A 26,101-nucleotide genomic window follows, 5' to 3' on the forward strand; every position below is an offset into this window, starting at 1 on the left:
GCCGAGCACGTCCGGGTTTGGTGGGCATGCGCGACAGGTAGATATCGGGAAAGTCTGATGGGACGCCGTCGCGCCTGGCGGATGTGGGGCCGGCGTGACGGCGAAACCATCAGGTAACCGTGTCTCGCCGTGGCCGGAATCAGATGGAGCTCGGCGTTCGGCGCCACCATTCTCGATTCCGCGCCACGGCCATTCCCCCTAGGCTCGAAACGTCCGCTATCGGAGCCGATCCGCTGAATGGAACCGGGCGGTTTCAGGAAGCGTAATCGGCATTCAGTTGGGACGGTTTATTGACTCGTACGTTCAAGAATGCGTTCCACCGTGGCGGGGTGGTCAATTGGTTACGGTCAAGACTATTTTGCCTGGAGCGCGTGGGGCTTTGGGGTCGAAGGCGCTGGGGGCCTCTGACAGCGGGACTGTGCGGGCGACGATGGGGCGCAAGGTGCCCTCGTCTACCAAGGTGGCCAAGTGGGTCAGCTCTTGCTGGTCGGGGGTTACCACGAAGAAGTAGGCGTGGATGTTGTGTTGGCTCGCCTTCTCCTGGTCGGGTGGGGCGGCCAAGGTCACCAGGCGGCCGCCCGGGGACAGGACTCCGTAGGAGCGGGACAGGGTGTCGCCGCCTACCGCGTCCAGGACCACGTCTACCGGTGCCAGCTCCTCGTCGAAGCGGTGGGTGGTGTAGTCCAGGAACTCGGTGGCGCCCAGGGCTCGGACGAAAGGCTCGTTCTGGGGTAGGTCGGTGGCGATCACGTGGGCGCCCAGCAGGGCGGCCAGCTGGACGCCGTAGACGCCTACGCCGCCGGCGCCGCCGTGGATCAGGACCCGGTCGCCTGGCTTTACCTGTGCGTGGTCTACCAGCGCCTGCCAGGCCGTCAGCGCGGCCAGGGGCAGGGCCGCTGACTCCACGTGGGTGGCCTTTGCTGGCTTGGGGGCCACCGCGGTGGCGGGGACCGTCACGAACTCGGCGGCTGCTCCGTTTCGGTCGAAGTCGACCAGGCCGTAGACCTCGTCGCCTACCCGCGAGGTCGTCACGCCTTGGCCCACGGCGGTTACTACGCCGCTCACCTCGTGTGACGGGATCACCGGGGTTCGGTCGGCGCCGTCTCTGGTCTGCCAGGACAGGTCCCAGGTCAGCTCGGTCAGCGTGATGGCGGCGGCATGTACCGCGATCAGGACCTCGCCGGGGGCCGGCACCGGGACCGGGGCCTCCTCCACGACGAGCTGTTCGGGGCCGCCACGCTGGTGTGCTCGCATTGCCTTCATGGTCAGAGGCCCTGCTTGCGCAGCCAGGTCAGGCTGGTGTCGGCTACCTCGGTCCAGCCGCTGTCGATGGTCAGGGAGTGGCCGCGGTCGGCGAACTCGATCAGGTCGGTTACCGCGCTGGAGTGGCGGTACTGCTTCTGGGTGGCCTTCGTGATCACCTCGGGGACGGTGTGGTCCTTGCCGCCGGCGATCAGCAGCAGGGGGCCGCGGTCCTCGTTGCCGGTGTTCACCGCCGCCGGCGAGTGCAGGGCGAAGTTGGCCGCGGCGGCCTCGAACAGCGGCTTTCCGGGGGCGGGGATGGTCCACTGCTCCCAGAGGGCGTACGACTCGTCCTCGCTTACCGCGTTGCCGAAGCTGAAGCGGAACTGGTCGGCGGTCAGTGAGACGGCGCGGTGCAGGTTCGCCGGGTTCTTGAAGACCGGCAGGGTCGAGTGCAGGGCCGACAGCGGCAGCGGGAGCACACCCTTGATCTGGGCCGCGTCGATGGCCACGGCGGCGGCCGCGTGACCCAGGCCGAGGATCTTCTCGGCGATCATGCCGCCGAACGAGTGACCGATCAGGATCGGGGGCTCGTCCAGGTTCTCGATGATGCCGATGTAGTGCTGGGTGACGTCCTCGATGCCGTGGTCGGCGATCGCGTCGGGGTTCGCGCGGGCCCCGGCTACCGTGTCCGCGATGCCGGGCCACTCGGGGGCGAGGGTGGTGTAGCCGGCCTCCTCGAAGAAGGCGCGCCAGGCGTTCCACGAGGTCGAGTGCAGCCAGAGTCCGTGGATGAAAACGACGGTCGGCATGTCGTGTGCTCCGATGTCCGATGACGGGGTGACACCGGAAATCGTCGCGCCGGCAGTCACCGGCGCGCTTCGGTCGAATGACTGCGCCCCGCCAGCGCGATGGGGGCGCAACGGCCCGGTGTTGCAGCCGGGCCGCTGCGCGTGTCAGGGGACTCTTCGGATCCCGTATTTATGGGAAAGCGTCAGACGGAAACCTTGGCCTCTGCGGCGGGGGTTTGTTCGTCGGCCGGCTTGCGGCCGGCGCGCTGCAGGGCCAGCAGGGCCAGGACCAGCGCCAGCAGGCCTGCTACCAGGCCGGCGATGCCTACGGCGTCCGGGCCGCTGTCGCTTCCCTCCGCCGGAGCTGCCGCGGCGGGAGCGGGGGCAGCAGCGGCGGCGGCTGTGTCGGTTGCGGCGGCCAGCTTCAGGACGGGGGCGGGGTGTTCCGGCTCGGAACCGTCGGTGGTGGGCTCGTCGATCCAGCGGACGATGGTGCCGTCGGAGTAGGTCTGCAGGGCCTTGAAGATCAGCTGGCCGGACTCCGGCAGGGGGCCCAGGGAGACGTCGAACTCCTGGAACTGGGCGGGCTTGATCTCGGAGCCGGGCTGGGCGGTCCAGGTGATCTTGGTGACCGCCTCGGTGATCTCGGTGTCGTGGGCCTTGATCGGGGTCGCCAGCTTTGAGCGGACGGCCTCGGCGGTCCAACCCGGCAGCGGCTTCAGGGAGACCGACGCGACCGGATTGTCCACCGGGAGGTTGATCTCGACCTTGGTGGTGTTCGCGGTGTCCATCTCGTTGGGGACACGGAAGGTGACCTTGGTGTAGCCGCCGGCGGTGGCGGTGTTCGGGTTCACGGTCACGTGCGCCGAGGCCGGGGCGGCCAGCGCGAGGGTCAGGCCGCCGACTACGGCGGTTACCAGGGCCGAGCGCTTGAGCAGGGACATCGGTGTCGTTGCCTTCCGGAAGGGTGGTCGCCCGGGGCCGGGCACAACCCGTTGGTCGGCGCGCGGCGCCGAAAAGTTCCGGGATTAAACCGGCAGGCGTACGTCTACCCGCAGTCCCGGGTTCGCGTCGCCCAGCGTGACCGTGCCGTGGTGGCGGCGGACCAGCTCGCGGACGATGGCCAGACCCAGGCCGGAGCCGCCGGCGTCGCGGGCCCGGGCGTCGTCCAGGCGGGTGAAGCGGTCGAAGACCCGCTCCCGGTCGGCGGCGGGGATGCCGGGGCCGTCGTCGGTGACCGTGATCCGGGCGTGTTTGCCCTCCTCAGCCACCTCGACGGTGATCTTCTCGCGGGCGTGGCGCTCGGCGTTGTCGATCAGGTTGGCGACCACCCGGCCGATCGCATCGGGCTCCACCGTCGCGGTGACTTCCTTCCGGTCATAGCCGACATTGGGGTAACGGGAGGTTATGTCGGCCACCAGCGCGCCCAGGTCCACCGAGGCCAGGCGGGCCGCGGGTGAGCGGCCGGGCGGGGCGCCGTCGTCCGAGCGGGCCAGCAGCAGGAGGTCCTCCACCAGGCGATGCAGCCGGTCGACATCCGTCAGCAGGTCGGCCGACAGGGCCGGCCAGTCGGTGTCCGGCAGGCGCTGGGCGACCTCGAGCTCGGTGCGCATGTTGGTCAGCGGGCTGCGCAGCTCGTGCGCGGCGTCCGCGACGAACGCCCGCTGCCGCGCCCGCGCCGCGTCCAGCCGGTGCAGCATGCCGTTCAGCGTCACCGCCAGCCGGTAGACCTCGTCGCGGGACTCGGGCAGCGGCAGCCGGCCGGCCCGGGTGCCGCCGGTGATCTCCTCGGCGCCGGCCCGCAGCGCGTCGACCGGGCGCAGCGCGGCGCCGAGCATCCGCCAGATGATCACCGCGAGCATGCCGAGCAGCAGCGGGAAGGCGATCAAAAGAGTAATTCGCAGGATGTGTACGCCCTGCGTGAGGTCATCGGTCGAGCGGGCCACCAGCACCCGGACCGGTTCGGTCGGCGGGCCGGCCACCTTCATCACCACCCGGGCCTCGCCGTCCAGGCCGATCCGATGGCCGGGGATGGTTCGGGCGTCGCCGTCGGCCATGCCGCGCAGCTCGTCGTCGTGCAGCATCGCCACGATCGGGTCGGCGCCCGGCGAGACACTGAGGATCCGGCCCTGCGAGTCGACGACCTGCATCTGCATGGCCGGGTTGACCGGCACGACGTCGGCCAGCTGATGCTGATCGACAAGCTTGGCGACGCCGCTCGCGGTGTCCAGGGCCTCGGTGTTGACCGCCCGCAGCAGCGCGAAGTTGAGCACCCCGATCAGCAGGATGCCGCCGACCGCCAGGCCGGTGGTGACCACGGCCACGGTCAGCCACAGCAGGCGCGCCCGCAGGCTGAGCTCGCTGGGCCGGCGCACTAGTTCGTCGCCAGCCGGTAGCCGGCGCCGCGCACCGTCTCCAGGCGGTCCCGGCCGATCTTGCGGCGCAGGTAGCCGACGTAGACCTCGACGGCGTTGGGGGCGGTCTCCACCGCGGCGTCCCACACGTGGTCGAGCAGCTCGATCTTGCTGACCACCTCGCCGGGACGCCGGATCAGGTACTCCAGCAGGGCGAACTCCCGGGTGGTCAGCACCACCTCGGTGCCGGCGACGAGGACCCGGCGCTCGGCCGGGTCGAGCTCGATCTCGCCGAAGCTGAGCACCGGCGGCCGCTCGTGTGCGCCACGGCGCAGCAGCGCGCGCAACCGGGCCAGCAGCACGATGTAGGAGAACGGCTTGGTCAGGTAGTCGTCGGCGCCGCAGTCGAGGCCGTCGGCCTGGTCGTACTCGCCGTCCTTGGCCGAGAGCATCAGCACCGGCACCCAGTTCCGCTCGGCCCGTAACTGCCGGACGATCCGGTAACCGCTGAGCCTGGGCAGCATCACGTCCAGGATCATCGCGTCGTAACCGCCGTGCCGGGCCATCTCGAGCCCGTCCTGGCCGTCGCCTGCCACGTCCACCGCGAAGCCCTCGGCCTGCAGTCCACGCTGCAACGCCGACGCCAGCCGCGCCTCATCCTCCACCACCAGCAACCGCACGCTCATACCTTTACATGCGGGGTGCCACCCTTAGGGGAAGCTCTCAGCGCTGTCACAGCGCCTACGCCGCACAGTTATGGGCAGAGAACAACGGGAGGTGGACATCGTGTCCGTGTTCAGGTCCAGGCCGGCTCTGCGCTGGCTGGTTCCGTCGGCCGCGGCGGTCGTCGTCATCGGGGGCGGCGCAGCGGCAGGCACGATCGTCGCCAGCGCGGACCCGTCACTGCCGGAACGCAGTGCGGCTCAGCTGCTCGTCGACGTGCAAGGCGCCAAGATCGACGGATTGTCCGGAACGATCGTGGAGAGCGCCGACCTCGGGCTGGGTGCCCTCGGGAACCTCGCCCAGAGCAGCGGCGATCTCACCGCCCTGCTGGGCGGCAGCAACACCGCCCGCGTCTGGTACGCGGGAGAGACCAAGGCGCGGGTCGCGCTCATCGGCACGCAGGGTGAGACCGACGTGATCCGCAACGGCTCGGACGTCTACGTGTGGAAGAGCACCGAGAAGACGGCCAGCCACCTGACGATTCCGGCCGGCTCGGAGTCGAAGCACCAGCAGCTCAGCGAGCTGCCGTCGACACCGCAGGAGGCGGCCGCGGCCGCGCTCGCGGCGATCGACCCGACCACCACGGTCAGCACGACGGGCGCGGCCAAGGTGGCCGGGCGCGACGCGTACGAGCTGGTGCTCAGCCCGAAGGACACCGGGTCACTGATCGGCCAGGTGCGACTGGCCATCGACGCCGAGAAACACATCCCGCTGCGGGTGGACGTGTACGCGAAGAACGCGACAAGCCCGGCCGTGCGGGTGGCGTTCCAGCAGATCAGCTTCGCGGTGCCGGACGACGAGCAGTTCGTCTTCAAGGCTCCCCCGGGCACCAAGGTGAACGAGGGCAGCGCGGCCGACATCGAGAAGGCGCACGCGGACGCCGTGGAGAAGGCCACCACGGAGAAGCCGCAGCTCGCGACCGCGGGACCGACGCTGATCGGCAAGGGCTGGACGACCATCGTGTCGGCCAAGCTGCCCAAGACCGACGGCTCGGCCGAGTCCTCGCAGGCCGCCGGCCTGATCGGGGCGCTCCCGGCGGTCAGCGGCAGCTGGGGTAAGGGCAACCTGTTCGCCGGCACGCTGTTCAGCGTGCTGCTGACCGACGACGGCCGGGTCTTCGCCGGCGCGGTCACCCCGGAGAAGCTGTACGAAGCAGCCGCCGCCAAGTAACAAAGTTCTAGAACTCTCCGCCGCGATATGCAACACTGCGGCGGAGAGTTCTATAACTGTTGGAGGCGGCGATGTCCCCCATGACTTTCATGGCCGAGCCCGTCGGTGGTCGTTTCGGCGACTTCGGCGGGCGGTACGTTCCCGAATCACTGGTGCCGGCCTGCGCGGCGGTGGCCGCCGCGTTCCGTGACGCCTGGGCCGACAAGACCTTCCGGGACGAGCTCGACGGGCTCCTGTCCGTCTACGCCGGCCGGCCCACCCCGCTCACCCCCGCGTCCAACCTGAGCGCCCAGCTGGGCATCTCGCTGTGGCTCAAGCGCGAGGACCTCGCCCACACCGGCAGTCACAAAATCAACAACGTGCTCGGGCAGGGGCTGCTCGCCCGCCGGATGGGCCGCACCCGGCTGATCGCCGAGACCGGCGCCGGCCAGCACGGCGTCGCCACCGCCACCGCGGCCGCCCTGCTCGGCCTGTCCGCGACGGTCTACATGGGCACCCGGGACATCGAACGGCAGCGGCTCAACGTGCACCGGATGGAGATGCTCGGCGCCACCGTGGTGCCGGTGACCAGCGGCAGCCGCACCCTCAAGGACGCCACCAACGAGGCCATGCGGGCCTGGGTCGCGGACACCGAGCGAGCCCATTTCCTGCTCGGCTCGGTCGGCGGCCCCCACCCGTACCCCTGGATGGTCCGGGAATTTCAGCGGGTGATCGGCAGCGAGGCCCGGCGGCAGGCGCCGGTCGTCCCGGATGTGGTGGTGGCCTGCGTGGGTGGTGGCTCCAACGCGGCCGGTACGTTCGCCGGGTTCGTCGACACTTCTAGCAGGCTGATCGGCGTGGAAGCCGCCGGTGGGGCGGCGATGTCGAACGGTGCTCCCGGAGTTGTCCATGGCGCCCGCTCGATGGTGCTGCAGGACGACGAGGGTCAGGTGGCCGAGGCCGAGTCGATCGCGGCCGGGCTGGACTACCCCGGCGTCGGGCCCGAGCACGCGTACCTGGGCGCGATCGGGCGCTCGGAATACCGGACGGTCACCGACGACGAGGTGGTCGAGGCGGTGCGGCGGCTCGCCCGTACCGAAGGGATCATCTGCGCTCTGGAATCGGCCCACGCCGTGGCCTGGGTGCTGCGGGCGGCCGGCACGGCCGACCTGCCGGCCGGCTCCGCCGTCCTGCTGACCCTGTCGGGCCGCGGCGACAAGGACATGCACACCCTGATCGGAGGTACGGCGTGAGCACCTCCCTGCTGGCCCGGGTCGCGGACGGCCGCAAAGCGCTCGTTCCTTACATCACCGGTGGGATCACGGCCGACTGGACCGACTACCTGCTCGCCTGCGAGGCGGCCGGGGCGGATGCGATCGAGATCGGGCTGCCGTTCTCCGATCCGGTGCTGGACGGGCCCACGGTTCAGGAGGCTTCCGACCGCGCCCTGGCCCGGGGCGCCACGGTGGCGTCGATCCTGGCCGATCTGTCGGCGGTCACGGTAGGCGTGCCGTTGGTCGTCATGACGTACGCGAATCTGGTCATGCGGGCCGGGCCGGCGATCTTCTGCGCGCGCCTCGCTGAGGCCGGCGTGGCCGGCCTTCTGGTCTCCGACCTGCCGGTCGACGAGGTCGCCGAGGTCGAACTGGCCGCCGCCGAGGCCGGGCTCGCACTGATCCTGCTGGTCGCGCCGGTAACCAGCGACGAGCGGCTCGCCGAGATCGCCCGGCGGGCGAGCGGCTATCTCTACGCGATCAGCGTGATGGGTACGACCGGCGAACGCGCCACCGTGGCCGGTTCCGCCGCCGCCCTGGCCACCCGGGTCAAGGCGGTCAGCGACCTGCCGGTGCTTGTCGGCTTCGGCATCTCCAGCCCGTCGCAGGCCGCGGCAGCCGCAGAGGCGGCGGACGGTGTGGTGGTCGGTTCGGCCCTGATGCGCAGAATTCTCGACGGTGCCACACCGGGCGAACTGGCTGTGGACATCGCCTCGATGCGGTCGGCGCTCGGTTAAGGTTCTGGCTCGCGGATCGCCTTTTCGCCGGGCGGTCCGCGAGTCCTTTCCACCGCCCTGGAGGAACCGCCCACCGTGCCGCGCACGCCCAAATACCAGTCCATCGTCACCGACCTCGCCGCCAAGATCCGGGGCGGGGATCTGCCGCCCGGGTCGGCACTGCCGCCGCAGAAGGTGCTCTGCACCGACTACGGGGTCACCCTGGCCACGCTGCGGCAGGCGCTGCGGCAGTTGCAGGACGAAGGGCTGCTCTCCCAGCAGGCCGGGCGGGGCACGTTCGTCGCCGAGCCCAAGGCCGCGTACCAGCTGGACTCGCTGCGCGGCTTCGCCGAGGACCTGCGGGCGCAAGGGCAGACGGTGAGCACCCAGATTCTCGGCCAGGTCCTGCGCAAGCCGCCGGCCTGGGTGGCGGCGCGGCTCGGCGACCGGCCGCAGGCGCTGCGGCTGGAACGGCTGCGGCTGGTGGCCGGGCGGCCGGCGGTCCACCAGCAGTCCTGGATCCGGGACACCGGGCTGGCCGACGCCGACCTCAGCGGCACCTCGCTCTACGCCGCGCTCGCCGAGCGGGGCGTGGCCGTGCACCGGGCCACCGAGACGGTGCAGCCGGGCGTGCTCACCGACGTCACGGCCGAGTTGCTCAAGCAGCCGCTCGGCACGCCGGCCTTCGTCTCCGACCGGGTCACCTACGGCCTCGACGACACTCCCCTGGTGTTCGACCGGGCCACCATCCTCGGCACGGTCATGGAGATCCGCACCGAACGCACCCTGTCCGGCCTGTCGGTCCAGTGGAGTCGCCGGGACTGACCCATCCGCTGTCCCCCGCGCGCCGAACCATTGCCGGCGTGAACCGCGCCACTTGGGTTGTTGCCAGATCATGGCAACAGCAAGACTGCTGACGTGGGGGTACCGGTGAGAGACGTGCGAAGCCTTGGCGGGATGACGGCGTTCGTTCTGCTCCTGCACGTGATCGGCTTCGGCCTGCTGTTCCTGGTGATCGTCCCGGCGCACTACCAGGTCGGTGCGGCCGGCGTGTACGGCGTGGGGCTGGGCATCACCGCCTACACCCTGGGGATGCGGCACGCGTTCGACGCCGACCACATCGCCGCCATCGACAACACCACCCGCAAGCTGATGGGCGGCGAGCGCCGCCCGCTGTCGGTCGGGTTCTGGTTCTCGCTCGGCCACTCCAGCGTGGTGTTCGCCCTCTGCCTGCTGCTCGGCCTGGGCGTGCGGTCGCTGGCCGGCCAGGTGGAGAGCGACTCGTCCCGGCTGCAGCAGATCACCGGCGTGATCGGGGTCAGCGTCTCCGGCGTCTTCCTCTACCTCATCGGGATCATCAACCTGGTGCTGCTGGTCGGCATCTGGAAGGTGTTCCGCCGGATGCGCCAGGGCGACTTCGACGAGGCCCAGCTCGAGCACCATCTGAACAACCGCGGCTTCCTCAACCGCATCCTGTCCCGGGCCACCGGCATGGTGACCAAGCCGTGGCAGATGTACCCGATCGGCCTGCTGTTCGGCCTCGGCTTCGACACCGCCACCGAGATCTCGCTGCTGGTGCTGGCGGGCGGCGCGGCCGCGTTCGCCCTGCCCTGGTACGCCGTGCTGACCCTGCCGATCCTGTTCGCGGCCGGGATGAGCCTGCTCGACACGATCGACGGCGTCTTCATGAACTACGCGTACGGGTGGGCCTTCGCCAAGCCGATCCGCAAGGTCTACTACAACCTGACGATCACCGGCCTGTCGGTGGCGGTGGCCCTGGTCATCGGCACCATCGAACTCGACTCGATCCTGGTCGAGAAGCTCGGCATCACGTCGGGCCCGCTGGCCGCGATCGGCGGCCTGGACCTCAACTATGTCGGCTTCGTGATCGTCGGCCTGTTCGTGGCGACGTGGGTGGTGGCCCTGCTGGTGTGGCGCTTCGGCCGCATCGAGGAACGCTTCCAGGCGGCCGTCACGACCGCAGGCGCCGGCGCACCGCCTCGATAGCGCGGGCCGGGACGCCGATCTGGCGCAGGTAGGGCTCGGCGCCGCCGTAGAGCACGTCGACGTGGGTCAGCGTGCGGGCCATCGCGGCCGGGGACGTCTCCGGGCTGCGGCCGTAGTCGGCGACGATCGCCTCCGGGGTCACCCCGGCCACGGCCAGGGCCAGGGCGATCAGGCCGCCGGTGCGGTCGCGGCCGCCGTGGCAATGAATCAGGACGCCGCCGGGCGGCGCCGTGGCCAGCGCGGAGAAGGCTCGGGCGATGCGGTCACCGTTGTGGTCGAGCATCGGGCCGTACGAGTCGTGCGGCGGATCGTAGGACAGCACGTCCTCCAGCAGCGGCACGTGCAGGTAGAGCGGGTCGCCGGCGAACGGGCTCGGGTGCCGTTCGCACTCCCACGGCCAGCGCAGGTCGAGGATCCGGCTGATGCCGGCGGCCCGGATCGCGGCGATGCCGGCCGGGGTCAGCCGGAAGAGGCCGTCGGCGCGGTAGAGAACCCCCGCGCGGGTGACGCCGCCGTCCACCGTGGGCAGACCGCCCAGGTCGCGGGCATTTCGGCAGTCCGGCCAGTTCAGCGCGGTCGCCGCCGGGTCGGTCGTGTTATCGGGTCTCATCGGGCCACCCGCCTTCCGGCTCAGTGACGACAGGCTACCGAACGAGTGACGGCTACTTGCTAATGGGAATCGTTTCCAACAAGATGGACCTGCCCGGTTCTATGACCGCATTTGAGAGGAAACCCATGTCGCTCAACGTCTCCCCCGACCTGCTGTCCATCGCCGAGCGCGGCGACGTCTCCGACGCCGAGTTCGTGGCCTGCGTGCGCGAGTCCCTCCCGTACGCCTGGGAGGTCGTCAGCAAGGTGATGACCGACCTGCGCTCCGGTGGCGCCGAGTTCGCCGACCACGAGGTGCCGCCGCCGAGCGAGACCGAGCGCGGGCAGTTGCTGCGCGCGCTGGCCAGCGACGCGATCCGCGGCGGGCTGGAGCGGCACTTCGGCGCCAAGCTGGCGTTCCAGAACTGCCACCGGGTGGCGGCCTTCTCGTTCAACGCCGTGGGCAACGACCGTTACCAGGCGTTCGTCTCGCCGCGCGGCCAGCTGCTCAACCAGTCCCCGGAGCTGCGCAACTGCTGACCTTTTGACGCTGCCCGGCTCCGCACCTGGCCGGGCAGCGTCAGCGGTCAGCGGTTGCCGCGGCCACCGCCGGGGTCAGCCGGTTGGCGCGAGTGCCGCCGGGATCAGCGGTTGGCGCGGCCACCGCCGGGGTCAGCGGTGGTCGCCGTTGCGGTCCGGGGGCTTCGGGGTGTCGGACCAGGCCTCGCGGAGGTCCTTCTTGGTGGTCTGCCACCACTCGCGGAACTCGCCGGCCAGATCGCGGAACGCCTGCCGGTAGCCGGGGTCGTCGAACCCGGCGGACAGCAGCTCCAGCCAGCTCAATCCCCACAGCACCGGCGCGAGCAGGAGCGCGGCCAGCGCCCACCCCCACCCGCCGGTCACCGAGTGGGCGACCAGGAACAGCACCGCGACGGCGACCACCGCCAGGCCGGCGATGTTGGCCCGGCGCATCAGCGGTGGCAACAGCGGCAGGCACCGCCACGGCAGCTTGCCGGCCGGCAGCAGCACCCGGGCGGTGAACCCGGCGAGCACGGCGGCCAGGACCGCGGACAGGATGCGGGCGAAGGTCACCGCGTGCGTCCACCAGTGCCCGGCGATCAGGCACGCGCAGACCAGCAGCGCGCCCACGGCCAGCCCGCGGCGCAGGCCGCTGAGCACGCCCCGGATCGGCCAGGTCATCGAGATCAGGTCGGGGCGGGCCGGGTTGTCGCGGGCGACGTCGCGCAGCCCGCGCATCGACCGGCGCACGTTCAGCCGTTCCGCGTCGAGCATGGCGATCAGCCACCGGCCGTACGCGTTCTCCGGATCGATGGCCAGGGCGGCCTGGGCCGCCGCCGTCGCGGCCTCCCGGTTGCCGGCGTCGCGTTCCACGTCGGCCACCGTCAGCAGGGCCTCGACCGAGCGCGGCGCCATCGACAACCCATACGCGGCGACCTGCCGGGCCCGGTCGTAGTCGCGGGTCGAGGCCAGCGCCCGGGCCAGCACGAGGTGCCCGGCCGGGTCGTTCGGCGCCAGCCGGACCGCCTCGGTGGCCGCCTCGACCGCCTCCTTGGAGCGGATCAGCAGCAGCAGGCACTCGGCCCGCTCGGCGTGCGCGTCGGCCGAGTGCGGCGCCGCCTCGATCGCCGCGGTCACGGTGAGCAGGGCCGACGCGTACTCCCGGCGCAGCCGCAGCACCGACGCGAGCAGCGTGAGCAGGCGCGCGTCCTGCGGGTCCGCGGCCAGGCCGTCGCGGGCGATCCGCTCGGCCTCTTCGTATCGCCCGACCTGGGCGAGCCGCTGCGCCTGCCAGTAGGCGTCGTCGAAAGTCATCGGCCGACCCGGCGGCACGTGTCCGGGATCAAGAGCGCTTGCGCTTCTTCAGATAGGCGGCCAGGTCGTCGTATTCCCCGCTCTCGTTGGCGAACATCGCCACGTTGCGGGCCGTCGCGAACCAGGCGTCGGTGGACGGCCGCACCTCGCGCACCGCGGCCACCATGTCGGCCTGGCCGATCATGCGGATCTCGCCGGTGGCGATCGAGTCGCGCATGGCGAACTCGGCGGCCGTCTCGCACACGTGGGCCAGGTCGGCACCCGAGTAGTGCTCGGTCACGTCGGCGATCTTGCCGAGGTCGATGCCGGCCACCGGGCGGTCGCGCAGGTGGTATTCCAGGATCGCGGCCCGGGCGGCCGTGTCGGGCGGCAGCACCAGCAGCGTACGGTCGAGCCGGCCCGGCCGGCGCAGGGCCGAGTCGATGTCCCACGGTGCGTTGGTGGCGGCCAGCACGAAGACGCCGTCGTTGTTGCCGTCAACCCCGTCGAGCTCGGTGAGCAGCTGGTTGACCACCGTGCGCATCGACGACGAGTTGAGCTGGCTGCGCTTGTGGCCGAGCGCGTCGATCTCGTCGAGGAACAGCACGCACGGCGCGTGCCCGCGGGCGGAGTCGAACAGGTCGTGCAGGTTGCGCTCGGAGCTGCCCACCCACATGTTCAGCACGTCGGTGATCGACAGCGAGATGAACGCGGCCCCCATCTCGCCCGCGACCGCCCGGGCCAGGAACGTCTTGCCGCAGCCGGGCGGCCCGTAGAGCAACAGGCCACCGCGCAGGCTCTTGCCGAACAGGCTGCGCAGTTTCGGGTTCTTCAGCGGCCCCAGGAAGGAGACCTCGAGGCGCTTCTTGACCTCCTGCATGCCACCCACGTCGGCCAGGGTGATGGTGGAGGTCTCGACGTCGAAGGTGCGGTCGGCGTGCCCCTGCACCGGGTCGGGCTCGTCGGCGGCCTTGGCGAAACGCGGCGGCACGATATCGCCGAGGTCCTGCTCCATGGCCGCCCAGTCGACCTTTTCGTCAGGTTTCTCGGCTTTATCGGCGGCGGGGGCCAGCGCCGACGTCATCAGCCGCTGCGCGGTCGCGTTGGCCGGGTCACGGGCCAGGACCTGAGCGGCGTGCCCGATCGCCTCCGCCCCGCGCCCCGCCCCCACCAGCAACTCGGCGAGGTGCAGGCGCAGCGGCAGATCATCCGGCCGGGCCTCGACGGCCGAGAGCAGGCTGTCGATCAAGGGCGAGTCGCTCATGGAAGTGAATTATGCCCGCACCCCCTGACAAGATCCCGGCGCTGTCACAGGCTCCCGAAGAACGCCGCGATATCCGCGGCGAGGAGCGCCGGGACCTCCAGCGCGGCGAAATGGCCGCCACGCGAAAATTCCGACCATCGGCGTACGTCGTGATTCTGCTCGACCAGCGGCCGCACCGACTGGACGATGTCGTACGGCAGCACCGCCACCCCCAGCGGCACCGGGCACGGAGCCGGCTTGCCGCCCAGCCCGGTCTCCTTGATCAGGCGCGAGGAGGAGGCGGCGGTCCGGGTCAGCCAGTAGTGCATGACGTCGTCGAGGATCGTCTCGTCGGGGATCGGGTGCGCGGGGTCGGCCCAGGTCGTGAACTTCTCGGCCAGGAACGCCAGCTGGCCCACCGGCGAGTCGGTGAGCGCGTAGGCGACGGTCTGCGGGGCCGCCGCGAACTGGACCTGGTGCGGGTGGCGGTTGGCGGCCTGCTTTTGGGTCCTGGCCAGCCGGGCCTGGTCTTCCGGGCTCAGCGGGCCGTCGTAGGGGCCGCCGGTGGGCAGGAAATTGACGTGTACGCCGGCCACGTGATCCTGGTCCAGCGAGCCCAGCAGCTGCGAGATGCCGGAGCCCCAGTCGCCGCCCTGGGCGCCGTACCGGTCGTACCCCAGGCGAGCCATCAGCGTCGACCAGGCCTCAGCCACCCATCGGAGGCCCCGGCCGCGTGAGCGGGTCGGGCCGGAGAAGCTGTATCCCGGGATTGCCGGGATGACCAGGTGGAAATGCGGCGTGAGCAGCGGGATCAGGTCGAGGAACTCGACCGGCGAGCCGGGCCAGCCGTGGGTGAGGATGAGCGGGAGCGCGTTGGGGTCGGCCGACCGGATGTGCAGGAACCAGACGTTCTCGCCGTCGATCGTGGTGGTGAACTGGGGGTACGCGTTGAGGCGGGCCTCGTGGCGCCGCCAGTCGTAGTTCTGCCAGGCGGCGGCCAGGTGCTGGACGCGTTCGAGCGGAATGCCGTAATCCCAGCCGCTCCCAGGCAGCTCATCAGGCCAGCGAGTGCGCCCGAGCCGGTCCCGAAGGTCGTCAAGGTCAGCTTCCGAAACGTGCACCTCAAATTCGTTCATGCCCCTAACGTTAGGCCGACTAACGTTAGTCACCCTAACGTTTGTGACGTAAACGTTAGGCCCACTAACGTTAGGGCGACGAATGTTAGGGTCTGCGCATGGAACACCTGCCGAGTTGGCTGCTCAATCAGAACGCCGCTTACGCGGGTCGACTCGTCAGCGAGGGCTTCTCGGCGGCCGGCGCGCGCGGCTACCACTACCGCGTCCTGACCTCATTGGACACCGAGGGACCGACCACCCAAGCCAACCTCGGCCGCCGCACCGGCATCTACCCTAGCGACATGGTCGCGACCATCAACGACCTCCAGGCCAACGGCTACGTCATGCGCAGCATGGACAAGACGGACAAGCGCCGCTACCTCGTCACCATCACCCCGACCGGCCGGAAGCGCGCCAAAGAACTCACCAAGACCGTGGCCTCGATCCAGGACTCACTGCTCGAGCCGCTGGATGAAACCGAGCGCGAAGAACTCACCCGCCTGCTTGTCAAGCTGCACAAGCACCACAAGCAAGGGATTCCCCCGTTGCCCAGCATGTAAGAAAACATTCAAGCTCGTCGAATGATTAGACGCATTATCCCGGCTCTGCTCGCGATCGTTGCGGGCATCGCCGTGCCGGCCACCCCGGCCCACGCAGCGGCCGACGCGACCCGTACTCCGGCCACCCCGGCGTACACGATCAGCCTGACCAGTAACGCCACCGGCGGGGTCTGGACCGGGCACGAGAGCGTCACCTTCACCAACGCCTCCGCGGTCGCCCTCACCGAGGTCTACCTGCGGTTGTGGGACAACGCGCACGGCACCTGCACCACCCTGCCGATCAAGGTCAGCAACGTCACCGGTGGCACCGCAGGCACGCTCGAGGTCGCCTGCACGGCCCTGAAGATCACGCTGTCGGCACCGCTGGCCCAGGGTGCGAGCGGCAGCATCGGCTTCGACGTGTCGATCACGGTCACCGAGGGGATCGACCGGTTCGGCCACAACGGCAGCTACTACTACATCGGCAACGCGATCCCGGTGCTCGCGGTCCGCGACGCGGCCGGCTGGCACCTCGACCCGTACACCAACAACGGGGAGAGCTTCTACGCGCTCGCCTCGGACTACACCGTGAGCCTCGATCACCCGAGCACCATCTCGGCGCCGGCCACCGGCACGTCGACCGACACGGCCGGCAGCACCGGCCGTACGGTCACGAAGGCCGCCGGGAAGCAGGTGCGGGAGTTCGCCTGGGCCGCCGGGCCGTTCAAGAAGATCTCCGGGACCACCGCGGGTGGCGTGGCCGTCAACGTCTACTCGGTGAGCTCGATCAGCACCACCAACGCCAACTCCATGCTCAGCACGGCCAAGGCCGCCCTGGATGCGCACTCCGGCCGGTTCGGCGCCTACCCGTACGGCGAGGCCGACGTGGTCCTGGACAACGGCTACTGGTTCGGTGGGATGGAGTACCCGGGCTTCGTACTCGACGTGGTCAGCTCCACCGCCCTGGCCCACGAGCTGGCGCACCAGTGGTTCTACGGGATCGTCGGCGACGACGAGTACACGACGCCGTGGCTGGACGAGGGCTTCACCGATTACGCCACCGACCTGTACTTCAACAAGACCGGCTCGGGCTGCGGCATCACCTGGCAGTCGTCGGCGGAGAAGCTGACCAACTCGATGGCCTACTGGGACGCGCACTCGAGCCGCTACAGCACCGTGATCTACGGATACGGCAAGTGCACGTTGCACGATCTGCGCCGTCTGATCGGCACCACCGCCATGACAAACCTGCTCAAGTCGTACGCCGCGAGTCACTGGTACGGCGTCTCGACGGTCGCCGACTTCAAGGCCGCCGCGCAGGCCGCCACCACGACCGACCTGACCTCGTTCTGGGCCACGCACCGAGTCGAGGGATAAAAAAAACGGGCCGCCGGAGACAATCCGGCGGCCCGTAACTACAAGATCTCTAGCCCGGTCGCCGATATCCGGCGATCGGTCCTCGCTCGATCGTCGCCATCCGCACATGGTCGCCCGTGTGCGGGGCGTGCACCACCATGCCGCCACCGATATAGATGGCCACGTGGTGGAGGCTGCCCGGATAGTAGAAGACCAGGTCGCCCGGTTGCAGTTCGCTGCGGGAGACCGCCTTGCCCTCGTTCCACTGGTCTTTCGTGTAGTGCTCGAGGGAGACGCCCACGCTGGCCCACGCCGCCTGCGTCAGGCCCGAGCAGTCGTAACTGTTCGGACCGTTGGAACCGAAGACGTAGGGCTTGCCGATGAGGTCGCAGGCACGCTGCGCCGCACGGCCACCCTTGTCGTTGGAGTAGGTGACGGGACACGGACCGGTCTTGTACGGGCCGTCCGACTCGCCGGCCGCCCCGTACGCCTGGATCCGCAGTTTCTGCAGGTCGTTGATCTTCTTTTCGATCGCCGCCTTGCGCTTGCCGAGGTCGGCGTCGCGCGCGGCGATCGAGCTGGTCAGCACGTCCAGGTCCGACTTGGTACTCGCGTACTTGTCGCGAAGTTTCGCGACGCCGGCGATCTGGTCCTGCTGATGGCGTGCCAGCTGATCGAGGTAGGTCAGCTTGGCGGTCAGCCCGGTCGGCGATCCGGTGATGATCATGGCGTTGAGCGCGTTCGGTGAGCCCTGCATGTACGCGTCCGTCGCCAGACCCCGCACCTGTGACAGCGCGACGTCGACCTGCACCTGCAGCGGGGTGATCTGCGAGGCGAGCTTCTTCTGCTGAGCCTGGTTCTTGAGCAGTTTGCCGTGCACGTCGTTGTACTGCTCGATGACCGGCTCGAGTTCGTTCCACTGCTTGTCGATCTGGGCCTCGACGCTGGCCGGGGAGGGTGCCGCCTGCGCCACGGAGGGTCCGGTGACAACGATCCCGGCCGCCGCGACGACACAGACGAGTCCACGCAGAACTGCGGCGCGTCGCGCCCCAATCCGTTTCACGTAGGTGCGTAGTCCTTTCTTCCCTCGGCCGCCGACCGGGTTAGCTGACGGGTTCGAGCGGGAAGCGCGCCCGGCCGCCGGAATTGCGCGGCTTCACCCCAACTACACGGGTCCCCGGTTCGCCACGAATGGCGATTAGGCGGTGGTCCGTCAGATCGCCCGGTTGGACGATGGGGGGCTGCCAGACCGGGGACCACCGTACTCCGGATCAAGTCGTTAACTGAAGCAGGCACGACAGGGAAACTGCTTGCACGCCCTCAACCACGGAGCGTTATCTCAACGGCCATTTATCCAGCGCCTCGCCCAGCCACGGCACCACCAGGATCACGGTGGGTAATACCAGCAGGCCCAGGGCGGCGGCCGTGACGACCGCGTTGAGGCCGACGGACCGGGTGTGCGACACCGCCAGCCGGGCCATCCGACGGCGCCGCGCATCGCCCTTCGGGTCGGCCGCCACGCCTTCGGCGAGCGGAACAGCGTCGCTCAACCGCTCCAACGCGGCCCGCAGCGGCCCCGGCCCGGTGCGGCGACTCGCGGCATCGTCGGCCACCATCTCCAGCAGCAGGTGTACGGCGTCAAGCGGTGCCCGGCTACGGAGTGGACGCGGCACCGCCCGGTAGAACGCGGTGAACGACTCCATCACCACCTCGTGCCGGTGCCGCAGGTGGGTCTGCTCGTGGGCGAGCACCGCGTCGATCTCCGGCCGGTCCAGCACCTGCAGCACGCCGTCGGAGAGCACGACCCGGGCTTCCCGGCCGGGCACGCAGTAGGCGAGCGGCAGCGCGCCCTGCAGCACGCGCACGTTGTCGGCGCCGAGTTCCTGCCGCTGCTCGACCCGGTCGAGCAGGTCGACGAGCAGCCGGTGCCGCTCCCGGCGCACCCGGGAGCGTTTCGAGACGCCGTAGAGCGACCAGAGCAGCCGCAGCACGATCACCGCCGCGACCACGAGCGCCGCGACCAGAGCGGCCGCGCCAAAGGGCTTGTCCGACGTACGCGTCAGCTCCTCTGGGGCCGCGAGCACGACGCCGAGTGCGCAAAGCACCCCGGCCAGGGTGATCGCCTGCCAGAGGAAGACGGCGGCAGCCGGCGCCCGGTCGGGCCAGTCGGCATTCGCCAGAATGCCCGGCACGACCAGCGAGAGCGTCAGGCCGAGCGCACCCAGCAGGAGCGCGGTCATCTCTTTTTGGCGGCCTCGATGGCGGCGGCCAGCGCGGACGGCGGGAGCCGGCCGACGAAATAGGCGAGCGCCGCGTCCTGGTCGGGGCTGGCGGTGAGCGCGTCGAGCATGACCGAGGCGGTCATCTCCTCGCGGGTCTGCGCCGGGGTGTAGCGATAGGCGCGGTCGGCCTTCTGCTGCACGACCACGCCCTTCTTGGCGAGCCGGTCGAGCACGGTCATCACGGTCGTGTAGGCCAGGTCGCGGTCGCGGCTGAGCCCCTCGTGCACCTGCCGCACGGTAAGCGGCTCGGCCGAGTCCCACAACTGCGTCATGACCTCGCGTTCGAGGTCCCCGAGTGCCATGTGGCCCATCCTACTGCACGGCGTCGTACTACGCGTCGTAGTATCTACTACGAGACGTCGTAGAGGGGTGCTCATGGACGTGCTGGACCTGACCCGGCTGCAGTTCGCGGTCGTCACGATCTACCACTACTTCTTCGTGCCGCTGTCGATCAGCCTGGCCGCGGTGGCGGCCGGTCTGGAGATCGCCTGGCTGCGCACCCGCCGGGAGCGCTATCTCGACCTGACCAAGTTCGTCGGCAAGCTGCTGATCGTCACGTTCGCGGTCGGCGTGGTCACCGGGCTCGTCCAGGAGTTCCAGTTCGGGATGGGCTGGAGTGCGTTCGCCAAGTTCTACGGCGACGTCTTCGGCCCGACGCTGGCCATCGAGGGCATGCTCGCGTTCTTCCTCGAGGCCACGTTCCTGGCCCTGTGGTATTTCGGCTGGGACCGCCTTCCCCGCCTGCTGCACGCGGCCACCATCGTCATCGTGTCGCTGGGCACGGTCCTGTCGGCGTTCATCATCCTGGCCGCCAACAGCTTCATGCAGAATCCGATCGCGTACGCGCTGGACCCCACCACCGGACGCGCCCGTCTCACCTCCTTCCACGAGCTGCTGCTCAACAAGGTGAACCTGGCCGCCTTCCCGCACACCCTGGCCGGCGCGGCGATGGTCGGCGGCGCGCTGCTGCTCGCCATCGCGGTGTGGCGCCTGGCCGCCGAGCCCGCGCATCGCACCCTGGCCCGGCTGGGCGCCTGGCTGATGGTCGCCGGTGGGGCGATGACCGCGCTGACCGGCGACCACCTCGGCAAGGTGATCACCGAGGTCCAGCCGATGAAGATGGCCGCCGCCGAAGCCCTCTACGAGACGACCAAGGGCGCGCCGTTCTCGATCGTCACCACCGGCCCGCCGTTCCCGTCGTTCTCGCTGGATATCCCCTGGCTGCTGTCGATCCTGGCCAAGGGCTCCCCCGGCGCCACCGTCCAGGGCCTGGACGACCTGCAGGCCCAGTACGCCGCGCAGTACGGCCCCGGCAGCTACATCCCGATGATCCCGGTCGCCTTCTGGACGTTCCGGCTGATGATCGGCGCCGGCATGCTGGCGGCGGCGATCGCCGCCTACTACCTGTGGCGTACGCGTAAGAACCGCGACGCCCCCACCTGGCTGACCCGCTGGCTGCCGCTGATCCCGGTGTTGCCGGCCGCGGCCAACACGCTCGGCTGGATCTTCACCGAGACCGCCCGGCAGCCGTGGATCGCCTTCGGCATCTCGAAGGTCGCCGACGGCATCTCCCCCGGCCTGACCAGCGGCGAGGTCCTGGCGTCGCTGATCGGCTTCACGGTCGTCTACGGCGTGCTGGCCGTCGCCTGGTTCCGGGTGATCCGGCACGTGTCCCGTCAGCCGCTGCACCCCGCCGAAACACCGTCCGAAGATTCCGCCGAACCCGCGCCCGTCTACTGAGGGGACAGCTCCGTGATCACCTTCTGGTTCTGGATCGTCGTACTCGCCTGGGTCCTGTTCTTCGTCCTCGAGGGTTTCGATTTCGGCGTGGGAGTTCTAGAACCCCTCCTGGGCCGGGACGACCACGAGCGCGGCGCGATCGTCCGCACGATCGGACCGTTCTGGGACGGCAACGAGGTGTGGCTGGTGGCCGCGATCGGGGTGACGTTCGCGGCGTTCCCCGCCTGGTACAGCGCCCTGCTCTCCGGTCTGTATCTCCCGATGGCCGGTCTTCTACTACTGCTGGCCGTCCGAGGTGTAACTCTCGAGTTCCGCGGCAAGGGCCCCGATGCCGCCTGGCGGCGGCGCTGCGACCTGTTCCTGGCGCTGAGCTCGGGCGCGATCGTGCTGCTGTGGGGTGCGTTGCTGGCCGTCTTCGTCCAGGGCCTGGCGCTGGGCCCCGACGGTTCGGTGCGCGGCGGCGGCCTGTCCCGCAGCCTCGACCCGATCCTCACCCCCGCGGCCGCCCTGGGCGCCGCCGCGGCTCTCTTCGCCGCGCTGCTGCTGGGCGCCACCTTCCTGGCCCTGCGCACCACCGGCCCGGTCCGCCGCCGGGCCCGCACCCTGGCCCGCTGGCTGGGCACCGGCGGCGCGGCCGTGCTGGTGCTGGCCGGGATAGCGATGTCGTCCCGCCTGGTCCTGGCCGCCGCCGCGATCTCGCTGGCGGCCGGCATGCTGGCCCGCAACGGCCGCGAGGCGCTGGCCTTCGCCACCACCGCCCTGGCCGTAGCCGGCGCGGTGGTGGCGGTGCTGACCGCCCACGGCCACGTGGTCCTGCCCAGCACCCTCAACGACTCCTGGTCACTGACGATGACCGCGGCCGCCGCCACCCCCACCGCCCTGACCTTGCTGACCGAGTTCGGCGTGGTGATCCTGCCGGGCGTCCTGGCCTACCAGGCGTTTTCGTACGTGGTCTTCCGCCGCCGGGTAGCCAGCGAACGGGTCCCGTCATGACCCGGAAGGCCGGTCGGGGGCCGATCGACCCGCGGCTGCTGCGCCACGCGCGCAGCAGCCGGGCCGGGGTGGCCGCGCTGGCCGTGCTCGGCGCCGGCCAGGCGGCCGCCACCATCGCGATCGCCGTCGCACTCACCCTGATCATCGCGGAGCGGCGCGGGTGGGCGGTCGCGCTACTGGCCGGGGCGTACGCCGCCCGCGCCGCCCTGTCCTGGGCCGAGCAGGTGGTAGCCGTCCGCACCGCGGCGCGAGTGACCGACGAGCTGCGCCGCCGCCTGCTGCACGCCCTGCCCCGGCGCGGCCCGGCGTGGGTGGCCCGGTTCGGCGCCGGCCGCCTCACCACCGTCCTGACCACCGGCCTCGACACCCTGCGCCCGTGGTTCAGCGGCTACCTGCCGTCGGTCGTCCTCGGGGTCGCCCTGCCGCCGCTGGTCATCGTCGTGATGGCCGTGGTCGACCCGGCCTCGGCGCTGATCGCCCTGGTCACCCTGCCGCTGATCCCGGTGCTGGGCGCCCTGATCGGCTGGGCCACCGAGGCCCGGGCCCGCGCACGCTGGCAGGCCGACGCCCGCCTGGCCGGCCACTTCCTGGACGTGGTCCGCGGCCTGCCCACCCTGCGAATCTTCGGCCGCGCCGAACGCCAGACCAGCACCATCGCCGCCCTGACCGACAAGCACCGCACGGCGACTCTCCGGGTGCTGCGGGTGGCGTTCCTGTCGTCGACCGCCCTCGACCTGGTCGGCACCCTGTCGGTCGGCCTGATCGCGGTCGAAGCCGGCCTCCGGGTAGCCGCCGGCCACCTCCCCCTGGCCCCCGCCCTGCTGGTGATCCTGCTGGCCCCCGAGGCCTACCGCCCACTGCGCGAGATGGCCACCCGCTACCACGCGGCGACGGACGCCACCGCCGCCATAGACGACATCGACGAGGTCCTCCACGACCCCGCCACCGCACCGCGCCCGGTCACCGCCGCCTGGCCGGGGCCGGTTGGCGTTTTTGTCTCGGGGCTTCGCGCCCGCTATCCCGGCACGGCCTCCGACGCGCTCGTCCTGCCGGCGCTGACCATTGCGGCCGGCGAGATCGTCGCGCTGAGCGGGCCGTCCGGGGCCGGCAAGACGACCGCCCTGCGCGTCCTGGCCGGCTTGCACCCGGCCCGGACCGGCGCGGTCACTGCCGGCGAGACCCGATACCTCCCGCAGCGGCCCACCCTGCCGCACGCCCGCACGGTCGCCGACCTCTTCCCCGGCGGCGGAGCCGAGGCGGCCCTGGCCGAGGTCGGCCTGACCGGCGAGCTCACCTCGGAAACCCCGCTCGGCGACCACGGCACCGGCGTCTCCGCCGGCCAGCGGCACCGCCTGGCCCTGGCCGCTCTCCTGCACCAGGCCGCCGCGACACCGACGACCCTGCTGCTCGACGAGCCCACCGCCCACCTGGACCCGGAGACCGAACGTCAGGTGATCGCCCAGCTCCGGGCGGCCGCCGAAGCCGGCTCCGCCATCCTGGTGGTGGCCCACCGCCCCGCTCTACTGGCCGCCGCCGACCGGGTCACCGACCTCGCCCCGCCGCCCAGCCCACTCATCGCGCCCACCGCCACCGAAGACCCCGGCCCAAGGCAAGCACCAGACACCTCTCGCGGTAGGCCCGGGTCCGAGGTTGGTGGCGGCTCAGCGGTAAGTCGATCTTCGGGGAGCCTCCGCTCGCGGGCAGTTCTCCGCGATCTTGCGGAGTTGCCGTCAGGACCTAACAGCAACTCCGCAAGATCGCGGAGTGAGCGGCGGCGCGCCTTCAGCTGGCCGGTCGCGGTTGCTCTCGGCAGTGGATCGTCGCTGGCAGGGGTTCTGCTGACCGGTGCGGCTGCCTGGTTGCTGGTGCGCGCCGCCACCCTGCCGCCGGTCCTCACCCTCTCGGCCGCCGTGGTGCTGGTGCGCGGCAGCGCTGTGGCGCGGCCGTTGCTGCGCTACCTGGAACGGCTGCTCGCCCACGACATCGCCTTCGCCCGCCTGGGCCACCGGCGGGCGAGCGTCTACTCCGCACTGATCCCCCGCACCCCCGGGCCGAACCTGCGCCGCCGCGGCGACCTGCTGGACCGGGTGGCCGCCGACGTGGATGCCCGGGTGGACGGCCTGCTCCGGGGCCGGCTCCCCGCCGCGAGCGCCGCCGTGACCCTGGCCGTGGCTCTGGCCACCGTCGTAGCCCTGGCGCCGGCCCTGGCTCTCCCCTTGGCCGCCGGGCTCCTGGTGGCGGCCGTCCTGGCCCCCGCCCTGGCCGCCCGCCAAACCACCCGCGAGGACTCCGCGACCGCGACCGCCCGCACCCGCCTGCGGGACGCCATGGTGGAGACCGTCGACGGCCTGGAGGAACTACCGGCCGGCAGCCCGGTACCGGAAAACCGCAGCCGCACGCTCGCGGCCCTGGAATCCCGAGCGGCCCGAACCGCCGGCCGAGCCATTGCCACCGCCCACCTGGGCTGGGGCATCGCCGTCACCGGCGCCGCCTGGTCCCTGGCCGGCACCACCCTCGCGCCTGAGTGGAAAGCCGTACTCCTGCTGGCCGTCGTGGCCCTCGGCGAAACCATCCTCACCCTGCCCGACGCAGCCATAGCCCGCCGCCGCGAAGCGGGCGCCACCCTTCGCCTGGCCGACTTGACCTCCACCGAGGTCCCGGCCGTCTTCCCCACGGACAACCCGCCACCTGCCGACGGGGATCGGCCGGCCGGCGTGCTCGGTGATCTCTCCGTGCGAGGGCTTTCCGCTGGCTGGGAGCCGGATCGGGAACCGGTTCTGCGCGGCTTCGACCTTGACCTTCCGGCTGGGGCTCGGGTTGCGGTGACTGGTCGCTCCGGCTCGGGTAAGTCCACGCTCGGGGCGGCGCTCGCCCGGCTGCTCGACCCCCGGGCCGGGACGATCACCATCGGTGACGGGCGGGATCTGTGTGCCCTCCCGGAAGCGGCGGTGCGCGGGCGGATCGTGCTGGCCGGGGACGACACCGGTCACATCTTCGCGTCGACCGTTCGGGAGAACCTGCGGCTCGCCCGGCCCGCCGCTACCGACGCCGAGCTGCGCGCCGCGATCGATCGGGTCCGGCTCGGTGGCTGGCTCGCCGGGCTCCCCGACGGGCTGGGCACCTGGCTGGGGACCGGGGGCACGACCATGTCCGGTGGGCAGGCGCGCCGGCTCGCTATTGCCCGTGCGCTGCTGGCCGACCCGGAGATCCTCATCCTCGACGAACCGACCGAAGGGCTCGACGCCGACCTGGCCGAGAGCCTGATGGCCGACCTGCTGGACGCGACCACCGGCCGTACCGTCCTCTTGCTGACCCACCGCCGCGAGGGCCTGGACCGGGTCGACCGGATCATCGATCTCGATGATCGACGGGCGATGGTCCTCGCGAGCTGATCTTCGTCGGCTGGGAGTCCCACCAGGTCACCACCCGGTCCACCACCTGGCCGGCGCCGCGGACCCAGGTGACGTGGCCGTTGCTGTGCCCGGGGCGCACGTCGGCGCGGCGGTACTCCCAGCGGGTCGTGTGTGCGGGGTCGAACAGCCGGGCGGCGAAGGCGTCGACCGCGCGGGACGGCGCGTAGTTGTCGCCGCCCAGGCTGACCACCAGGGACGGCGTCTGTACCAACCCGTCCGCCGGGAAGGGCAGCCGGTCCGACACCGCGATCCGGGCCCATTCCCGCATCAGGGTCCGGGCGCCGGGGCCGCCGAAGGCCGGTTTGGGGAGATAGCCGTACGCCGCGGTCAGCACCGGCACGATGACCGTCGCCAGCGCCAGGATGTGCGCCCCGCCGAGCGGATAGTGCCGGTGGTAAGGCAGCGCACCGCCGACGGTGACGACCCCGTCGACCGGGTCGCGGCTCAGCTCGTGGCCGGCGGCCAGCTGGGCGCCGAGACTGTGCCCGAGCAGCAGCACCGGCCGGTCGGGTTCCTCGGCCCGGCCCTGCGCGACCGCCTGGGCGATGTCCTCGATCTCGTCGGCGTAGGACCAGTCGTTGACCCGGCTCGCCCTCGGCTGTCCGCGCTCGAAGCCGCGCCGCCCCAGCGCCCGGGCCGGCCACCCGCGTCGCTGGAAGTCCTCGACGAGCGGGCGGTAATAGGCGGACCCGATGCCCATGGCCGGTGCGATGAGGACGAGCGGCGCGGTCATAGTGGTTCCCTACCAGCCGTACGATGAAAGT

24 protein-coding genes and 1 riboswitch are annotated in these 26,101 nt (G+C 70.9%); of the genes, 11 read left to right on the forward strand and 13 right to left on the reverse strand.

Going from position 1 to position 26,101, the window contains the following annotated elements; genetic code table 11:
* Positions 1-333: 333 nt before the first annotated feature.
* From Ate02nite_RS17350 to Ate02nite_RS17370, 5 genes are all read right to left on the reverse strand, one after another.
* On the reverse strand, positions 334-1,254 hold the full coding sequence (locus Ate02nite_RS17350; protein WP_203806598.1) for an NADP-dependent oxidoreductase: 921 nt from the start codon (positions 1,252-1,254) through the stop codon (positions 334-336).
* A gap of 11 nt (positions 1,255-1,265) precedes the next feature.
* Positions 1,266-2,054 carry an alpha/beta hydrolase gene (locus Ate02nite_RS17355; protein WP_203806600.1) on the reverse strand — a complete coding sequence of 263 codons (789 nt, stop codon included), beginning with the start codon at positions 2,052-2,054 and terminating at the stop codon, positions 1,266-1,268.
* 182 nt (positions 2,055-2,236) lie between these two features.
* Complete coding sequence (locus Ate02nite_RS17360) at positions 2,237-2,977, reverse strand: YcnI family copper-binding membrane protein (protein ID WP_203806602.1); 741 nt, start codon at positions 2,975-2,977, stop codon at positions 2,237-2,239.
* An 84-nt stretch (positions 2,978-3,061) separates the two neighbouring features.
* Complete coding sequence (locus tag Ate02nite_RS17365) at positions 3,062-4,408, reverse strand: sensor histidine kinase (protein WP_203806604.1); 1,347 nt, start codon at positions 4,406-4,408, stop codon at positions 3,062-3,064.
* Positions 4,408-5,067, reverse strand: a complete 660-nt coding sequence (locus Ate02nite_RS17370; protein WP_203806606.1) for a response regulator transcription factor — start codon at positions 5,065-5,067, stop codon at positions 4,408-4,410. The genes Ate02nite_RS17365 and Ate02nite_RS17370 overlap by 1 nt, the downstream gene beginning before the upstream one ends.
* A gap of 106 nt (positions 5,068-5,173) precedes the next feature.
* Between Ate02nite_RS17370 and Ate02nite_RS17375 the strand changes: the two genes are divergently transcribed.
* The 5 genes from Ate02nite_RS17375 to nicT all read left to right on the forward strand — a co-directional run bounded on the left by Ate02nite_RS17375 (position 5,174) and on the right by nicT (position 10,256).
* Positions 5,174-6,280, forward strand: a complete 1,107-nt coding sequence (locus Ate02nite_RS17375; protein ID WP_203806608.1) for a LolA family protein — start codon at positions 5,174-5,176, stop codon at positions 6,278-6,280.
* Positions 6,281-6,360: 80 nt separating this feature from the next.
* A complete protein-coding gene (gene trpB / locus Ate02nite_RS17380; RefSeq protein ID WP_239147495.1) occupies positions 6,361-7,512 on the forward strand; it encodes a tryptophan synthase subunit beta in 1,152 nt (383 codons plus the stop codon).
* Complete coding sequence (trpA, locus tag Ate02nite_RS17385; RefSeq protein WP_239147482.1) at positions 7,509-8,270, forward strand: tryptophan synthase subunit alpha; 762 nt, start codon at positions 7,509-7,511, stop codon at positions 8,268-8,270. Before trpB ends, trpA begins: the two co-directional genes overlap by 4 nt.
* Before the next feature lie 75 nt (positions 8,271-8,345).
* Positions 8,346-9,074, forward strand: a complete 729-nt coding sequence (locus tag Ate02nite_RS17390) for a GntR family transcriptional regulator (protein WP_203806612.1) — start codon at positions 8,346-8,348, stop codon at positions 9,072-9,074.
* A gap of 132 nt (positions 9,075-9,206) precedes the next feature.
* Positions 9,207-10,256 (forward strand): Nickel transporter NicT, encoded by a 1,050-nt coding sequence (nicT, locus tag Ate02nite_RS17395; RefSeq protein ID WP_203806614.1) that lies wholly within the window; start codon positions 9,207-9,209, stop codon positions 10,254-10,256.
* Here nicT and Ate02nite_RS17400 read toward each other — a convergent pair.
* Positions 10,222-10,866, reverse strand: a complete 645-nt coding sequence (locus Ate02nite_RS17400) for a tyrosine-protein phosphatase (protein WP_203806616.1) — start codon at positions 10,864-10,866, stop codon at positions 10,222-10,224. The two genes, nicT and Ate02nite_RS17400, sit on opposite strands and share 35 nt — an antisense overlap.
* 125 nt (positions 10,867-10,991) lie before the next feature.
* Here Ate02nite_RS17400 and Ate02nite_RS17405 point away from each other — a divergent pair, with 125 nt between their 5' ends.
* The gene (locus Ate02nite_RS17405; protein WP_203806618.1) at positions 10,992-11,384 is read left to right on the forward strand and encodes an SCO5389 family protein; all 393 of its coding nucleotides are present in this window, start codon (positions 10,992-10,994) and stop codon (positions 11,382-11,384) included.
* A gap of 132 nt (positions 11,385-11,516) precedes the next feature.
* Here the strand turns inward: Ate02nite_RS17405 and Ate02nite_RS17410 are convergent, their stop codons facing one another.
* Genes Ate02nite_RS17410 through Ate02nite_RS17420 form a run of 3 tightly spaced genes read right to left on the reverse strand, consistent with a single transcriptional unit; the run spans position 11,517 to position 15,035 of the window.
* Complete coding sequence (locus tag Ate02nite_RS17410) at positions 11,517-12,677, reverse strand: tetratricopeptide repeat protein (RefSeq protein WP_203806620.1); 1,161 nt, start codon at positions 12,675-12,677, stop codon at positions 11,517-11,519.
* Positions 12,678-12,705: 28 nt separating this feature from the next.
* A complete protein-coding gene (locus tag Ate02nite_RS17415) occupies positions 12,706-13,920 on the reverse strand; it encodes an AAA family ATPase (RefSeq protein ID WP_203806622.1) in 1,215 nt (404 codons plus the stop codon).
* Between the two features lie 44 nt (positions 13,921-13,964).
* Positions 13,965-15,035 (reverse strand): epoxide hydrolase family protein, encoded by a 1,071-nt coding sequence (locus tag Ate02nite_RS17420; RefSeq protein ID WP_203806624.1) that lies wholly within the window; start codon positions 15,033-15,035, stop codon positions 13,965-13,967.
* Positions 15,036-15,133: 98 nt separating this feature from the next.
* Between Ate02nite_RS17420 and Ate02nite_RS17425 the strand changes: the two genes are divergently transcribed.
* Both Ate02nite_RS17425 and Ate02nite_RS17430 read left to right on the forward strand, forming a co-directional pair.
* Positions 15,134-15,574, forward strand: coding sequence for a MarR family winged helix-turn-helix transcriptional regulator (locus Ate02nite_RS17425; RefSeq protein WP_203806626.1), 441 nt, complete (start codon positions 15,134-15,136; stop codon positions 15,572-15,574).
* Positions 15,575-15,595: 21 nt separating this feature from the next.
* Positions 15,596-16,930, forward strand: a complete 1,335-nt coding sequence (locus Ate02nite_RS17430) for a M1 family metallopeptidase (protein WP_203806627.1) — start codon at positions 15,596-15,598, stop codon at positions 16,928-16,930.
* A gap of 49 nt (positions 16,931-16,979) precedes the next feature.
* Here the strand turns inward: Ate02nite_RS17430 and Ate02nite_RS17435 are convergent, their stop codons facing one another.
* From Ate02nite_RS17435 to Ate02nite_RS17445, 3 genes are all read right to left on the reverse strand, one after another.
* Positions 16,980-17,972 carry a C40 family peptidase gene (locus Ate02nite_RS17435; RefSeq protein WP_203806629.1) on the reverse strand — a complete coding sequence of 331 codons (993 nt, stop codon included), beginning with the start codon at positions 17,970-17,972 and terminating at the stop codon, positions 16,980-16,982.
* 14 nt (positions 17,973-17,986) lie between these two features.
* Positions 17,987-18,124: riboswitch (cyclic di-AMP (ydaO/yuaA leader) on the reverse strand.
* A gap of 119 nt (positions 18,125-18,243) precedes the next feature.
* Complete coding sequence (locus Ate02nite_RS17440; RefSeq protein ID WP_203806631.1) at positions 18,244-19,149, reverse strand: M56 family metallopeptidase; 906 nt, start codon at positions 19,147-19,149, stop codon at positions 18,244-18,246.
* Complete coding sequence (locus Ate02nite_RS17445; protein WP_203806633.1) at positions 19,146-19,493, reverse strand: BlaI/MecI/CopY family transcriptional regulator; 348 nt, start codon at positions 19,491-19,493, stop codon at positions 19,146-19,148. Before Ate02nite_RS17445 ends, Ate02nite_RS17440 begins: the two co-directional genes overlap by 4 nt.
* A gap of 73 nt (positions 19,494-19,566) precedes the next feature.
* Between Ate02nite_RS17445 and Ate02nite_RS17450 the strand changes: the two genes are divergently transcribed.
* From Ate02nite_RS17450 to cydC, 3 genes are read left to right on the forward strand one after another with little or no spacing between them, the layout of a single operon-like run.
* Entirely contained in the window at positions 19,567-20,931 is a 1,365-nt protein-coding gene (locus Ate02nite_RS17450; protein ID WP_203806635.1) for a cytochrome ubiquinol oxidase subunit I, read from the forward strand.
* A 12-nt stretch (positions 20,932-20,943) separates the two neighbouring features.
* On the forward strand, positions 20,944-21,924 hold the full coding sequence (cydB, locus tag Ate02nite_RS17455) for a cytochrome d ubiquinol oxidase subunit II (RefSeq protein ID WP_203806637.1): 981 nt from the start codon (positions 20,944-20,946) through the stop codon (positions 21,922-21,924).
* A complete protein-coding gene (gene cydC / locus Ate02nite_RS17460) occupies positions 21,921-25,316 on the forward strand; it encodes a thiol reductant ABC exporter subunit CydC (protein WP_203806639.1) in 3,396 nt (1,131 codons plus the stop codon). Before cydB ends, cydC begins: the two co-directional genes overlap by 4 nt.
* Here the strand turns inward: cydC and Ate02nite_RS17465 are convergent.
* On the reverse strand, positions 25,273-26,070 hold the full coding sequence (locus Ate02nite_RS17465) for an alpha/beta fold hydrolase (protein ID WP_203806641.1): 798 nt from the start codon (positions 26,068-26,070) through the stop codon (positions 25,273-25,275). The genes cydC and Ate02nite_RS17465 overlap by 44 nt on opposite strands.
* Positions 26,071-26,101: the final 31 nt, after the last annotated feature.

This window comes from Paractinoplanes tereljensis (assembly GCF_016862435.1).
Lineage (GTDB): Bacteria > Actinomycetota > Actinomycetes > Mycobacteriales > Micromonosporaceae > Actinoplanes > Actinoplanes tereljensis.

Excerpts from the sequence above, each read along its gene's own strand:
- Ate02nite_RS17350 (WP_203806598.1), bottom strand. The coding sequence starts at position 1,254 with ATGCGAGCACACCAGCGTGGCGGCCCCGAACAGCTCGTCGTGGAGGAG.
- Ate02nite_RS17355 (WP_203806600.1), bottom strand. The coding sequence starts at position 2,054 with ATGCCGACCGTCGTTTTCATCCACGGACTCTGGCTGCACTCGACCTCG.
- Ate02nite_RS17360 (WP_203806602.1), bottom strand. The coding sequence starts at position 2,977 with ATGTCCCTGCTCAAGCGCTCGGCCCTGGTAACCGCCGTAGTCGGCGGC.
- trpB (WP_239147495.1), top strand. The coding sequence starts at position 6,361 with ATGACTTTCATGGCCGAGCCCGTCGGTGGTCGTTTCGGCGACTTCGGC.
- nicT (WP_203806614.1), top strand. The coding sequence starts at position 9,207 with ATGACGGCGTTCGTTCTGCTCCTGCACGTGATCGGCTTCGGCCTGCTG.
- Ate02nite_RS17400 (WP_203806616.1), bottom strand. The coding sequence starts at position 10,866 with ATGAGACCCGATAACACGACCGACCCGGCGGCGACCGCGCTGAACTGG.
- Ate02nite_RS17405 (WP_203806618.1), top strand. The coding sequence starts at position 10,992 with ATGTCGCTCAACGTCTCCCCCGACCTGCTGTCCATCGCCGAGCGCGGC.
- Ate02nite_RS17410 (WP_203806620.1), bottom strand. The coding sequence starts at position 12,677 with ATGACTTTCGACGACGCCTACTGGCAGGCGCAGCGGCTCGCCCAGGTC.
- Ate02nite_RS17415 (WP_203806622.1), bottom strand. The coding sequence starts at position 13,920 with ATGAGCGACTCGCCCTTGATCGACAGCCTGCTCTCGGCCGTCGAGGCC.
- Ate02nite_RS17420 (WP_203806624.1), bottom strand. The coding sequence starts at position 15,035 with ATGAACGAATTTGAGGTGCACGTTTCGGAAGCTGACCTTGACGACCTT.
- Ate02nite_RS17425 (WP_203806626.1), top strand. The coding sequence starts at position 15,134 with ATGGAACACCTGCCGAGTTGGCTGCTCAATCAGAACGCCGCTTACGCG.
- Ate02nite_RS17430 (WP_203806627.1), top strand. The coding sequence starts at position 15,596 with ATGATTAGACGCATTATCCCGGCTCTGCTCGCGATCGTTGCGGGCATC.
- Ate02nite_RS17440 (WP_203806631.1), bottom strand. The coding sequence starts at position 19,149 with ATGACCGCGCTCCTGCTGGGTGCGCTCGGCCTGACGCTCTCGCTGGTC.
- Ate02nite_RS17445 (WP_203806633.1), bottom strand. The coding sequence starts at position 19,493 with ATGGCACTCGGGGACCTCGAACGCGAGGTCATGACGCAGTTGTGGGAC.
- Ate02nite_RS17450 (WP_203806635.1), top strand. The coding sequence starts at position 19,567 with ATGGACGTGCTGGACCTGACCCGGCTGCAGTTCGCGGTCGTCACGATC.
- cydC (WP_203806639.1), top strand. The coding sequence starts at position 21,921 with ATGACCCGGAAGGCCGGTCGGGGGCCGATCGACCCGCGGCTGCTGCGC.
- Ate02nite_RS17465 (WP_203806641.1), bottom strand. The coding sequence starts at position 26,070 with ATGACCGCGCCGCTCGTCCTCATCGCACCGGCCATGGGCATCGGGTCC.